At 69.8% G+C, this 13,001-nt stretch carries 12 protein-coding genes; 4 read left to right on the top strand and 8 right to left on the bottom strand.

Annotation, left to right across the window (positions count from 1 at the left end; translation table 11 throughout):
- Positions 1-120: 120 nt before the first annotated feature.
- Entirely contained in the window at positions 121-615 is a 495-nt protein-coding gene (locus tag ACGF4C_RS08145; RefSeq protein ID WP_393564278.1) for a cupin domain-containing protein, read from the bottom strand.
- A 92-nt stretch (positions 616-707) separates the two neighbouring features.
- On the opposite strand from ACGF4C_RS08145, the gene ACGF4C_RS08140 reads away from it, so the two are divergent.
- Positions 708-1,589 carry a LysR family transcriptional regulator gene (locus tag ACGF4C_RS08140; RefSeq protein WP_393564276.1) on the top strand — a complete coding sequence of 294 codons (882 nt, stop codon included), beginning with the start codon at positions 708-710 and terminating at the stop codon, positions 1,587-1,589.
- Here ACGF4C_RS08140 and ACGF4C_RS08135 read toward each other — a convergent pair.
- The 7 genes from ACGF4C_RS08135 to ACGF4C_RS08105 form a co-directional block, all read right to left on the bottom strand.
- Entirely contained in the window at positions 1,547-2,059 is a 513-nt protein-coding gene (locus ACGF4C_RS08135) for a DUF3995 domain-containing protein (protein WP_393564273.1), read from the bottom strand. The genes ACGF4C_RS08140 and ACGF4C_RS08135 overlap by 43 nt on opposite strands.
- Before the next feature lie 38 nt (positions 2,060-2,097).
- Positions 2,098-2,634 carry a hypothetical protein gene (locus tag ACGF4C_RS08130; RefSeq protein ID WP_393564271.1) on the bottom strand — a complete coding sequence of 179 codons (537 nt, stop codon included), beginning with the start codon at positions 2,632-2,634 and terminating at the stop codon, positions 2,098-2,100.
- A gap of 176 nt (positions 2,635-2,810) precedes the next feature.
- Entirely contained in the window at positions 2,811-4,457 is a 1,647-nt protein-coding gene (locus ACGF4C_RS08125) for a glycoside hydrolase family 13 protein (protein WP_393564269.1), read from the bottom strand.
- A gap of 52 nt (positions 4,458-4,509) precedes the next feature.
- Positions 4,510-5,346, bottom strand: a complete 837-nt coding sequence (locus ACGF4C_RS08120; RefSeq protein WP_393564267.1) for a carbohydrate ABC transporter permease — start codon at positions 5,344-5,346, stop codon at positions 4,510-4,512.
- A complete protein-coding gene (locus ACGF4C_RS08115) occupies positions 5,343-6,356 on the bottom strand; it encodes a carbohydrate ABC transporter permease (RefSeq protein WP_393564265.1) in 1,014 nt (337 codons plus the stop codon). Before ACGF4C_RS08115 ends, ACGF4C_RS08120 begins: the two co-directional genes overlap by 4 nt.
- Positions 6,357-6,366: 10 nt before the next feature.
- Entirely contained in the window at positions 6,367-7,671 is a 1,305-nt protein-coding gene (locus ACGF4C_RS08110; protein WP_393564263.1) for an ABC transporter substrate-binding protein, read from the bottom strand.
- A 37-nt stretch (positions 7,672-7,708) separates the two neighbouring features.
- Entirely contained in the window at positions 7,709-8,842 is a 1,134-nt protein-coding gene (locus ACGF4C_RS08105) for an ABC transporter ATP-binding protein (protein ID WP_393564261.1), read from the bottom strand.
- A 345-nt stretch (positions 8,843-9,187) separates the two neighbouring features.
- On the opposite strand from ACGF4C_RS08105, the gene ACGF4C_RS08100 reads away from it, so the two are divergent.
- The 3 genes from ACGF4C_RS08100 (at position 9,188) to ACGF4C_RS08090 (ending at position 12,791) form a co-directional block, all read left to right on the top strand.
- Positions 9,188-10,240: a LacI family DNA-binding transcriptional regulator gene (locus tag ACGF4C_RS08100; RefSeq protein WP_393564259.1), complete on the top strand. Its 1,053-nt coding sequence runs from the start codon at positions 9,188-9,190 to the stop codon at positions 10,238-10,240.
- A 250-nt stretch (positions 10,241-10,490) separates the two neighbouring features.
- Positions 10,491-10,904 carry a hypothetical protein gene (locus ACGF4C_RS08095; protein WP_393564258.1) on the top strand — a complete coding sequence of 138 codons (414 nt, stop codon included), beginning with the start codon at positions 10,491-10,493 and terminating at the stop codon, positions 10,902-10,904.
- A 45-nt stretch (positions 10,905-10,949) separates the two neighbouring features.
- Positions 10,950-12,791: a peroxidase family protein gene (locus tag ACGF4C_RS08090; RefSeq protein ID WP_393564257.1), complete on the top strand. Its 1,842-nt coding sequence runs from the start codon at positions 10,950-10,952 to the stop codon at positions 12,789-12,791.
- The last annotated feature ends 210 nt before the right edge of the window (positions 12,792-13,001 follow it).

Genomic DNA, 13,001 nt, shown 5'->3' with positions numbered 1-13,001 from the left:
TCGAACATGTTCAGGAGTGCGCGTTTCTGTGTGTTGAGAGTGTTGTATAGAACAGAAACAAGCACAAGGGTTCGCGACCTGCCGCGGAACTGACGCGCCCGGCGCGCCACATGAGCACCGTCAGCCGAAGTCCGTCGCGGGCTCGGTGGCATAGCGGCTCATCGCCTGAATGTTGGCCTGGGGGGACAGTGCCTGGCCGCCCGCAAGCATGTCCTGCAGGTCCCGGAAGTACTGCACATAGAGGTCCGGTGTGAAAGTGCTGAGCATGACGGCCGGTTGGTCGGTGACGTTGGCGAACGTGTGCGGGGCTCCGGGCGGGACCATCACGAGCGTGCCCGCGGCCGCGTCGATGTCCTTGCCCCCGACCGTGAACCGCACCGTGCCGGAGATGACGTAGAAGCCCTCGTCGTGCTGGGCGTGCCGGTGCTGCGGAGGTCCGGGCGTGTGCGGCGCGAGGACGGACTCGGCCATCCCGAGACGGTGACCGGTGTTGCTGCCGTCTTCGAGGACGCGCAGACGCGTGGTGCCCAGGAAGATCGTCTCCCCGTCGCCCGGCCCGACCACCGATACGGCGGGTTCGGCGATCCGCTCGCCGGACTTCGTTTCAAGTCTCATGTCGTCAGTCATGCTTCGATCTCACAGCCGGGGCACGGCGACTGTCCAAGACCCCTTCGGTGAGCTCGATACCGTACGGGTATCGTCGCGCCATGGAGCTACGCACGCTGCGCTACTTCGTGGCTGTCGCCGAGGAACTCCACTTCGGCCGGGCCGCCGCCCGGCTGCACATGAGCCAGCCGCCCCTGAGCCGGGCGATCAAGCAGTTGGAAACCGAAGCCGGCGCCCCGCTGTTCGACCGGTCGTCCGCCGGTGTCACGCTCACCCCGGTGGGAGCGGTACTGCTCGATGAGGCACGCGCCCTGCTCGACCAGGCCGACCGGGTGCGCCTGCGCGTGGCTGCGGCGGCCGGCAACGCCACCCTCACCGTCGGCATCCTGGGTGGCAGCAGCGACCCGGGCGCAACCCGGCTGGCCCGCGCCTACCACCGGCAGCACCCGCGCGTCGAGGTGCGCATCCGCGACACGGACCTGACCGACCCCACGTGCGGGTTGCACGCCGGAGCGGTCGATGTCGCGCTGACCCGCGGGCCGTTCAATGGGACCGGCCTGAGCGTCCACGAGCTGCGTGCCGACCCGGTGGGAGCCTTGCTGCGCACCGACGATCCGCTGGCCCGCCACGACAGCCTCAAGCTGGCCGACCTCGCCGACCGTCGCTGGTTCCGGTTCCCGGAGGGCACCGACCCCCTCTGGCAGTCGTACTGGAACGGCGGGGAACCTCGTGACGGTCCGGTGGTGCGCGCGGTCCAGGAATGCCGGCAAGCCGTTCTCTGGAACGCCACGGTCGGCATCACGCTCCTGGGCCACGAGCCGGTGCGGGGGCTTACCGTGGTGCCGCTGAGCGATATGCCACCGAGCCGCGTGGTGGTGGCTTGGAACGCGGGCGACACCAATCCCCTGATCCGGTCGTTCGCCCGGATCGCGCTCGCCGCCTACCGCGACGGAGGGCCCCCACCACCGCGCAGCCTCCGATAGCGCCGGGCCGCCAGGCCCCAGCACGTGCCGAAGAGCAGCCAGTACGGCGACCACAGCAACAGGTCCCACCGTGCTTGGAAGTGCGCAAGGTCGGCGTGCGCGGGCGGAACGGAAGCCCAACCGGCCAGCACCCGCACATCACCGGCGAATCCGTAGCCCAGGAGGCCGAGCGCACGCGCCACCATGAACACGCACCCTGCCCAGGAACCGGCGAGCAGCATGCCGCGGCGGAACCTGCCGTGCGGCCCGAAGCGACCGGACAGATGAAGCGCGGCCGCCATGCCGACCAGCGCCAGCGCGACGGATGCCCAGCTCCCGGCGACCGCTCCCGGAGCGGCGTGCAACAAGTCGTCCCGGGCGCCCGCCGGCAGCGGGGTCTGCCGCATCAACAACGTACCGCCCAGTGCCCAGGCGAGCTTCATCGCACCGTAGGCGAAGGCGCACCAGAAGGCGAGGGGAGCGGCGACCACCGTCGGGTCACGGCGATCGGTCCGAGGACGGCGATCGGTCACGGGCGCGCCGCTGCCGCGACGCCGGGGTGCGGACGGCTGCGCCGGAAATACGACACCGCCACCACGACCCACGCCACGATCCCGACGCTGCCCATGACCGCCTCGTACACCGGGCCCCAGCCAAGGTGCGCCACGTCGAAGTCCGTGCGCTGGACGATGATCACCGCTCCCAGCGACTGCAGCACCGCGGCCGGTGCCAGGGCGCACAGCAGCGCCCAGCGGGGGATGCGTGCTCCCCAGCGCGCGATGGTCGCCCATGCCACCACCACCGCAAGCAGACCGAGCGAAGCGTTGCCCGCCTGGGCCAGCCCCGGGTGCGCGAACTGCGCCTGCACCTCGGCGGGTGCGGGATGGCCGGGCATTCCGACCTCCCCGCGCGCCGCCATGTACGCCTTCTGCCCCACGTACACCAGCGAGCCGGCCACCGTCAGCCACACCGCGACCCGGACGCGGATCCCGGCGGGTGCCGGCCGGGCCGGCCGGAGCAGTATGGGGCGGGCCACGGCAATGCGGGCGCTTGCGTCAACTCTCATAACCCGATGCTGGCCCGGCACCCACACCGCCCGCTTCCTGCCCTGGAGCCACCCGCTCCACCGGGCGGGCGAACCGCGCGTCCTTCCGAAGGACGAGTGGACCGCCGCTTTCCAAGGCGAAGCGGCACCTGCCCGGTGGGCGGGTGCCGCCGAAGGGTCGATGTGGCGTCAGGCCGCTACATCGCCAGCCACACCGCCTGGTCCGGGCCCAGGCATCCGTTGTCGAGCGGGCCGCCGCTCGTCAGCAGTATCGACTTGTGCGCGGGCAGTTCGTACGGCTCCGCGGAGAGGTTGACGATGCAGGCGAAGCCCGGTTCGCGGTGGTGGGCGAGGACCCCGGCCGGGGCGTCGAGCCAGGTCAGCTCGCCCTCGCCGAGGGCGGGGTGGTCCCGGCGCAGGTGCAGGGCGCGTCGGTAGAGCTCCAGGATGGAGGCCGGGTCGCCGGTCTGGGCCGCGACACTGAGGTCCTTCCAGTGCGCGGGCTGCGGCAGCCAGGGCCGGCCGGTGGCGTCCTCGGGGCTGAAGCCGTACGGGGAGCTCTGACCGGACCACGGGATCGGTACCCGGCAGCCGTCGCGGCCCGGGTCGGTGTGGCCGGAGCGTTCCCAGATGGGGTCCTGCAGTACCTCCTCGGGAAGGTCCTCGACCTCCGCGAGTCCCAGCTCCTCGCCCTGGTAGACGTAGGCACCGCCCGGCAGGGAGAGCATCAGCAGGGCGGCCGCGCGGGCCCGCCGGACGCCGAGTTCGAGGTCGAGGGGGCCTTCGGGCCGGTAGGGCGCGTTGGCGACCCACTTCTTCGCCACCGTACGGCCGAAGCGGCTGGGGTGGCGCACCACGTCGTGGTTGGAGAGCACCCAGGTGGCGGGTGCGCCCACCGAGCCGAGCGTGTCCAGCGAGCGGTCGATGACCTCGCGCAGGTCGGCGGCGTCCCAACTGGTCATCAGGAAGTCGAAGTTGAAGGCGGTGTGCAGTGCGTCCGGCCGCACGTAGGCGGCGAGCCGCTCGGGGGTGTCGGCCCATGCCTCGGCGACGAACGACCGGTCGCCGGGGAACTCGTCCGCCACCCGGCGCCAGGCCTGGTAGATCGCGTGCACCTCGTCGCGGTTCCAGTACGGGTGGTCCGTTTCTTCCCCGGGTGCCGGCGCGTCCGCCGCGTCGCGGGTCGGCAGGTCGGGCAGTTCCGGGTCCTTGACCAGGCCGTGTGCCACGTCGATGCGGAAGCCGTCGACGCCGCGGCGGAACCAGAACCGCAGGACGTCCTCGAACTCGGCCCGGACGTCGGGGTGTTGCCAGTTGAGGTCCGGCTGCTCGGGGGCGAAGAGGTGCAGGTACCACTGGCCGTCGGGAAGCCGGGTCCAGGCCGGGCCGCCGAAGACGGAACGCCAGTTGTTGGGCGGCTCGGACCCGTCGGGCCCGCGGCCGTCACGGAAGTGGTAACGCTCCCGCTCCGGGCTGCCGGGCCCCGCGGTCAGCGCTGCTTGGAACCAGGCGTGCTGGTCGGAGGTGTGGTTCGGCACGATGTCGGGGATGACGCGGATGCCGTGCCGGTGGGCCTCCTCGATCAGCGCCTCGGCGTCGGCCAGGGTGCCGAAGAGCGGGTCGATCGCGCGGTAGTCCGCCACGTCGTAGCCGTGGTCGGCCATCGGCGACTTGTACCACGGGTTGATCCAGATGGCGTCGATCCCGAGCGACTTCAGGTAGGGCAGCCGGGAGCGGATGCCGGCGATGTCACCGACTCCGTCACCGTTCCCGTCGGCGAAGCTGCGGACGTAGACCTGGTAGATGACGGCGCTGCGCCACCACGGTGCGGGGTTGCTGGGCATGCTGCTGAGTGCTCCTCGGGGCTCTTGGGGCATCGGTGTGCGGTGGGTGGGACTACTTCGCCGCACCGGCGGTGAGGCCGGCGACGATCCGGCGCTGGAAGACCAGCACCATGATCACGAGCGGGATGGTGACCAGTACGCCCGCCGCCATCTGGCTGCCGAACGGGGTCTCGAACTGGCTCGCACCGGAGAACTTGGAGATGGCCACGGGAGCCGTCTGCATCTCCGGCTTGTTCGTCATCGACAGCGCGATGAGGAATTCGTTCCAGGCGGCGATGAAGGTGATGATCGCGGTGGTGAACATGCCCGGCGCGGCGAGCGGGACGATGATCCTGCGGAACGCCTGGCCGCGGGTGCAGCCGTCGACCATCGCGGCGTGCTCCAGCTCCTGCGGCATCTGCCGGAAGAAGGCGGTCAGGTTCCACACCGCGAGCGGCAGCGTGAAGGACATGCTGGGCACGATCATCGCCTGGTAGCTGTTGATCCAGCCGAAGTCGACGAACATCTTCAGCAGCGGGACCACGATCGACACCACCGGGAACATGGAGGTGGCGATGATCAGGGTGAGCACCAGCCGCTTGAACCGGAACTCCAGCCGCGCCATCGCGTAGGCGGTGAAGGTGGCCAGGACCAGCGCCACGGCGGTGGTGATGCCGGCCACCACGACGCTGTTGAGCAGCGCCCGGGTGAAGGACTCGGACGGGTCGAGGACCGCGAGGTAGTTCTCGAACGAAAGGCGGGTCGGGAAGGGCGAGTTGGAGAAGATGTCGGCGGTCCGCCGCAGGCTGGAGACCAGCATCCAGTAGAACGGTGCCAGGCAGTAGGCGACGACCGCGGCGACCCCCGCGTACAGCAGCCCCTTGCGCAGTTTCGGGGAGAGGGTGTTCATGCCGCCACCTCCGTGCGTCGGCGCGAGAGCCACCGGCGGCGCAGCGGGGCCGGGCCGTCATCGCCCACGACGTCGGCGCCCAGCAGCCGGACGAAGGCCAGCGCGATCAGGAAGACATAGACGAAGAGGATCACCGCGTAGGCCGCGGCGGGACCGAAGCGCACGTTCGCCGCCTGGTCCTGGGCGAGCATGGACAGCGTCTCCACGGAGGTCTTCTGCGCGCCGATGAGGATGTACGGCAGGTCGAACATCCGCAGCGCGTCCAGGGTACGGAACAGCACGGCCACCAGCAGTGCGGGCTTCACCAGCGGCAGGGTGATGTTCCAGAACTGGCGCAGTGCACCCGCCCCGTCGATCCTGGCGGCCTCGTAGACCTCCTTGTCGATCACCTGCAGCCCCGCCAGGACGAGCAGGCCGATGAACGGTGCGGTCTTCCACACATCCGCGATGATGACCGCGAGCTTGGCGTGGAACCCCTCGGTGGTCCACAGGATGTGCTGCCCGGTGAGGGCGTTGGCCACGCCGTTGCTGTTGAAGATCCAGCGCCAGAGCAGACCGCTCACCGCGGTGGGGATGGCCCACGGCACCAGGATGCTGGCCCGTACCAGAGCCCGCCCCTGGAACGCACGGTGCATGATCAGCGCCATCGCGATGCCGATGACCGTCTCCAGCGCGACCGTGGTGCCGGTCAGGAACGTGGTGTTCCAGAAGGCGTTCCAGAATCGTGCGCCGGCCGCGCCGAAGATCGCGCCGTAGTTCTCCAGCCCGACGAACGGATCGGTCTCGTTGACGAAGCCGGTCTTCGGGTTGAGGCCGGGCGTGCCGAAGAGTGAGTCCTTCAGCGCCACGATCGTCGGGTAGAGGACCACGACCGCCAGCACCAGCAGGGTGGGGGAGACCAGCAGGGCGGCGAGCCGGCCGGTACCGGAGGTGGCCCGGGCCCGGCGCTGCGGCCGCCTGGCCGGTAGGGACAGCGCGGGTGGCGCGGCCGGGTTCTGCGTTGTCACCATGGTGTGCTCCTCACTCTCCCGCAGCCTGCTGCCGAAGGGTCTGCTGAAGGTCCTTCAGGGCCTGCCGGCTGCTCGTGCTGCCGGTCAGGGCCGCGTACGCCTGCTGCTGGATCGCCGCCGTGACATCGCCGTACCGGAAGACCCAGGGCCGCGGCACGGCGTGCAGGATCGACTGCTTGAGGGTGGGGAGGTACGGATACTGCTTGACCAGCTTCGGGTCCTCGTACAGCGCCTCGTAGGTCGGTGCGCCCGGTGCGCGGGACAGCGTGAACCGCTGGACGTCCTGGCCGGCGAAGAACTTCATGAAGTCGATCGCGGTCGCCTTGTTCTCCGCCGAGGCCGACAGGGCCAGGTTGTGGCCGCCCAGGCTGGAGGCGCCGGGGCCGTTCAGACCGGGCAGCGGTGCGGCCCGGAAGTGGTCGGCGACCTTGCTGGAGCCGTCCTTCTGGGCCATCAGGGGGTAGGCGTAGGGCCAGTTGCGCAGGAAGACCAGCTTCCCGGCCTGGAAGGCGCGGCGGCCGTCCTCCTCCTGGTAGGTGACGGCGTCCTTCGGGATTGTGCCGTCCTTGAAGGAGTCGACCAGGAAGTCCAGGCCCCGCTTCGCCTGCGGGGTGTCCACGTGCGGGTTGCCCTTGGCGTCGGTGACGACACCGCCGGCGGAGTTCACGGCCTCGGCGAAGTTGACCGTCAGGCCCTCGTACTTCTGGAACTGCCCGGCGTAACAGGACATTCCCCGCGCCTCGGGCAGTCGCTTCACCTTGGCGCAGTCCGCCTTCATCTGTGCCCAGGTGGCCGGCGGCCGGGCGATCCCGGCCTTCTTGAGCAGGTCGGTGCGGTAGTAGAGCATGCCGCCGTCGGAACTGTACGGCAGGGCGTACAGACCGCCGCGGTACTTGCCGGTCTCGACGATCGGCTTGAGCATCTGCCGCAGCGGGAACTGCTCTTCGGGCAGCCGGTCGACCCAGCGGTGCGCGGCGAACTCCGAGGTCCACACGGCGTCGAGCGCCAGTACCGTATAGGCATCGGACTTCGTCTGGGCGTTCTGGATCATCTGCTGGCGCTGCGCGTCGGGGTCCGTGGGCAGCTGGACGAAGGTGACCTTCTCCTTGGGGTGCCGCTTGTTCCAGCGGTCGATCACCGCCTGGACGGACCCGGAGGCGTCCTTGCCGGCGACGTAGGTGATGGGGCCGCGCCCCTCGAAGGTGGGCCGGCCGCCGGCCGTGGCGGATCCGTTGGTGCCGCAGGCGGCGAGGGCGGCGAGCCCTGCGAAGGCCGCGCCCGCGCCCTGCAGCGCTCTGGTGGTTCTGCTCTTCACTGTCTCTCCTGGGGGTGCGAACCGGAGCGGTGGCCGGTCACTCGCTGGGAAGCCGCTCGCCGGTCGTGGCCGAGAAGAAGTACGTACCGTCGGCCCGGAGCCGCAGGGTGATCCGTTCGCCCTTCCGGGGCGGGGTCCGCGGGTCGACCCGGGCGACGACGCCGGCCCCGGGTCCGGCGGCGAGACTGCCGGTGCCGCTGCCGCCGTCGTGGTCACCCTGGAGGGTTCCGTAGGCGTACGCCTCCGAGCCGAGCTCCTCCACCATCGACACCGCCATGCCCAGGCCCGGCTCGTCCGGCGCGACGGTCTCCAGCACCTCGGGCCGGAAGCCGACCACGACGCGGTCGGCCCCCTCGGCCGCCACCGCGGTGAGCACCCGGCGGGGCAACGGCACCCGGGCGCCGCCGAGTTGGACACCGTCGTCGGCCACCCGCGCCTCCTGGAGGTTCATGGCCGGCGACCCGATGAACGAGGCCACGAACACATTGGCCGGCTCGTCGTAGAGGAAGCGCGGGGCGGCGCACTGCTGGAGCACACCGTCCTTGAGCACGGCGACGCGGTCGCCCATCGTCATCGCCTCGATCTGGTCGTGCGTGACGTAGACGGTGGTGGTGCCCAACCGGCGCTGGAGCGCGGCGATCTGGGTGCGGGTCTGGGTGCGCAGTTTGGCGTCCAGGTTGGACAGCGGCTCGTCCATCAGGAAGACCTGCGGTTCCCGCACGATGGCGCGGCCCATCGCGACCCGCTGCCGCTGCCCGCCGGAGAGCGCCTTCGGCCTGCGGTGCAGGTACGCCTCCAGGTCCAGGATCCTGGCCGCTTCCTGCACCCGGCGGCGGATCTCGTCCTTCGGCGTACCGGCGACCTTCAGGGCGAAGCCCATGTTGTCGGCGACGCTCATGTGCGGGTAGAGCGCGTAGTTCTGGAACACCATGGCGATGTCCCGGTCCTTGGGCGGCAGGTGGGTCACGTCCCGGTCACCGATCCGGATCACGCCGTCGTCCACGTCCTCGAGACCGGCCAGCATCCGCAGGCTGGTGGACTTGCCGCACCCGGAAGGGCCGACCAGGACCAGGAACTCGCCGTCGGCGATGTCCAGATGGAGTGCGTCGACCGCGGGCCGGTCGGCACCCGGATAGCACCGGGTGACCTTTTCAAAACTCACTGTGGTCATGCGGAGGCTCAACCCTTCCCGGCAGCGGCCGCCGGATGGCATGGACAGGGGCGTGCAGAGCGTTACTGATTGCGCTGTCTCCGTCATCAAGTGGATGAGCTGGCAGGTCAAGAGGGTGGAGGATCGCTCCAGGCAGATACCGGTGACACCGCCGAGACAGCGCTTTCAAGCTAAGAGGGCACTCAGGGGAAGTCAATGCGTTACGCCCTGGTAATCCGCAGGTCATCCGGCTGTACCGTGCAGCTTCTATAAGGGAAAACCACCTGATATCGATCGCCTGCCGGGCTTGTGACAGCGCTGTCATGAATGCCCGGGAACTCGTGCTCACCGTGCTACCTTCCGTGCATGTCACCAGCTCAACGGCACCCCACGATGGCCGACGTCGCCGAGCGCGCCGGCGTCTCCGCCTCCACCGTCTCGCGCACCCTGCGCGGCCACGCCTCGGTCTCGGCCGAGGTGCGCGAGCGGGTCGAGCGCGCGGCCCGGGAGCTGAACTTCGCCATCTCGCGGCAGGCGGCCAGCCTGGTCACCGGCAAGACCGGCGTGGTGGCGGTGCTCGTGCCGATACTCAAGTCCTGGTTCGTCGGCTCGGCGCTCGAAGGTCTCGGACCGGTGCTGCGCGCGGCGGGCCTGGAGCTGGTGGTCTACTACGTGCCCGACATGGCCGCCCGGGCCGACTTCTTCGAGCGCCTGCCCGCGCGGCGGAACGCCGACGCACTGCTGGTGTTCTCCTTCGACCTCACCGAGGAGGAGAGCGCCCGCCTGGACGACCTGCAGATGCCGGTCATATACGTCAGCCAGCACGCCGAGGGCCGGGCGAGCGTGTACGTCGACGATGTGGCCGGGGCGCTCGGCGGCACCCGGCACCTGCTCAACCTCGGACACCGCCGGATCGGCTTCCTGCGGGCGATCGGCGTCAGCGGTTTCACCTTCAGCTCCAACGAACGGCTGACCGGCTACCGGCAGGCACTCACCGAGGCGGGCATCCCGCCGGACGACGAGCTGGTGGTCGGCGCCGTGCTGGGCCAGGACCGCACCGTCGTCGAGGCGGTCGGCCGGCTGCTCAGCCTGCAGCAACCGCCGACCGCACTCTTCGTCGAGCAGGACGAGCTCGCCGTCGCCGTCCTGTCGACCCTGCGCACGAGCGGCTTCGACGTCCCCGAGCGGCTGTCCGTGCTCGGCTTCGACGACCACGACATCGCCCACTGGGTGGGGCTGACCACGATCGCCCAGTCACCCACGGACATCGGCCGCGCCGCCGGCGAGCTGGCCTGCTCGCTCATCGAGACCCCCGACGCCGACCGGGAACGCCACATCGTCCTGCCCACCCACCTCATTCCCCGGGCCAGCACCGCTCCGCTCATGCCGCCGTCCACGGAGGACGACGGCGAAGCCTGATGTCGTTCAATCCGTAATCAACTTCCTTGCCCGCCTTGGGCGTGCCTGGCCTTGGGGGTGCCCGGCCTCCGAGGTGCGCGCATATGACCGCCCCCATACGCTGGCACCAACGGCACATCGATGTGCAGATCACTGTCGCATCGAGGTGTAGGTCCGGATGCTGAGTGCGGCTCCGCTGCCGGCTCTCGTGCCCGGCAGTCGCCGAAGCCACGGCGTCCCCCAAGCCACGGCGTCCCGCAGGGAGATCCCCATGGCCAAGAGATGCACCCTGGCAAAGCGACCGGCCCACCGCCCGGCCTCGGTCTATGCACTGGCCGGGATCCGGCTCTTCAACGGAATCACCGGCCTGCTCACGCCGTCCGTGCTCATCCTGCGCCTCGACCCGGACCACGAGCCCAGCCCCGCGGCCGTCTACGCCTTCCGGCTCTTCGGGATCCGCACGGTCCTGCTCGGGCTCGCTCTGCTGACCCACGACGGCGACCGGCTGCGCGAGGACCTGCGCGAGGGGGTCCTCATCCACGGCAGCGACACGCTGACCGCCGCGATGCTCGGCATCCGCGGCCAGGTGCCTGCGCGCACCGCCGTCCTGACCACGCTCATCTCGGCCACCAACACGGTCCTGGCCGCCACCGGCGGGTGCGCCGGGAAGAGCGAGCGGAAGTGACCAAGGGGCAGGCCTCCTGACCAGTACCGAGCAAGGAGCACTGCGATGGGTATGCAACGACGCACCACCTCCCGGCGACCGTCCGCCGGATACCGAACCTCCCTCCCGTGGCGGGTCGTCACCGGCATCTCCACCGCCGTCGACCGACGCATCGGCTGGGACAAACTGCCCGTCCTCCCGGGCCTGTTGACCCTTTTCGGGCTGCGCGTCAAGCTCCGCCAGAAGAACCTGCACGACACCACCGCACTGCCGTCCGTCCAGCGCCCCGACCCCGCACCACCGTCACCGAGCCACCGGGTCAACCGAACCGCCGACGGCAGCCACAACGACCTCGGCGAGCCGCGCATGGGCATGGCCGGCAGCCGCTTCGGCCGCAACATCCCGCTGGACCGCATCGCGCCGGCCACGGCCGAGTCCGTCCTCTCCCGGCCGAACCCGCGAGAGGTCAGCCTGGCACTCCTCACCCGCCACGAAATGACCCCCGCCGACTCGGTCAACTCCCTGGTCACCGCTTGGCTCCAGTTCATGATCCGCGACTGGTTCAGCCACGGTACGAGCCCGACGGAACGCCCCTGGGAAGTTCCGCTCGTGGACGACGACCCCTGGCCGGAGCGCCCGATGCGGATCATGCGGACACCGGACGACCCGACCCGCGACCCCCACGCCCCCGCCGGGACACCCGACACCCGCGTCAACGTCTCCTCCCACTGGTGGGACGCATCGCAGATCTACGGCTCCAGCCCGGACGAACAACACCGGCTGCGCACCGGCGAGTTGGGCAAGCTGCACCTCTGGAACAACGGGAAGTCCCCCTCGTCCCTGGACCCGGCCACCGACCCGTCGCTCGTTCCGGGCTTCTGGCTGGGCCTCGCCATGATGCAGAACCTCTTCGCCCACGAGCACAACGCGATCTGCGACCATCTGCACGCCACCTATCCGTCGTGGGGGGATGAGGAGCTGTTCCAGCGTGCGCGGCTCGTCAACGCCGCGCTGCTCGCCAAGATCCACACCGTGGAGTGGACGCCTGCCGTGATCAGCCACCCCACCACCGTCAAGGCGCTGCGGGCGAACTGGTGGGGCCTCGCCGACGAGCGCGTTCACGACCTCTTCGGCCGGATCAGCGACAGCGAGGTCATCAGCGGCATCCCCGGCGGCCGCACCGACCACTTCGGCGTCCCGTACGCGCTCACCGAGGAGTTCGTGGCCGTCTACCGGATGCACCCCCTGGTCCGGGACGACTGGCACCTGCGCTCCGCCACGGACGACGCCACCCTGGGCGAGCGGACCTTCCGGGAGATCGCCGGCCCGGAGGCGCTGAAGGTCCTCGAAACCGTGCCCATGGCCGATCTCCTCTACAGCTTCGGAACGCTCCACCCCGGTCTGGTGACCCTGCACAACTTCCCGAAGTTCCTGCAGGAATACGAGCGTCCCGACGGGCATCTGCAGGACCTGGCCGCCACCGACATCCTGCGCAGCCGGGAACTGGGCGTCCCCCGCTACAACGAATTCCGCCGGCTGCTGCGGTTGAAGCCCGCGGAAAGCTTCGAGGAGCTGACGGACAACCCGGAGTGGGCAAGGGAGATCAAGCAGGTCTACGGGGACGACATCGAAAAGGTCGACCTGACGGTCGGCATGTATGCGGAGAAGCTCCCCAAGGGATTCGCCTTCAGCGACACGGCATTCCGCATCTTCATCCTGATGGCCTCCCGCCGGCTGAACAGCGACCGCTTCTTCACCGAGTACTACACCCCCGAGGTGTACTCCAAGGCAGGTATGGCCTGGATCGACGACAACTCCATGGTCACCGTCCTGCTGCGCCACCACCCGGAACTGCGCACCGCCCTCGCAGGCCTGAACAACGCATTCGTCCCCTGGCACACGGCCTGACGCGCGCCGCCTCGCAGCGGCCCGCTCGGAAAACGGGTTGGGCGGCGCGAGTTCGGTGGGTAGCGTGCGGCAGACCGTGACACCGCCCGAGGAGGTGAGACCCATGAACGCTGTATCGACGTGGGTGCTCCCCCTCTCCGTCACGGTCGGGCGATTGACGTAGGTGTCGCCGGGAGTGCCCCCACAACAAGGCACTCCCGAAAGGCAACA

The organism is Streptomyces sp. NPDC048197, from assembly GCF_043202395.1.
GTDB lineage: Bacteria > Actinomycetota > Actinomycetes > Streptomycetales > Streptomycetaceae > Streptomyces > Streptomyces siderophoricus.
This window is presented reverse-complemented; position numbering and strand designations above follow the sequence as displayed.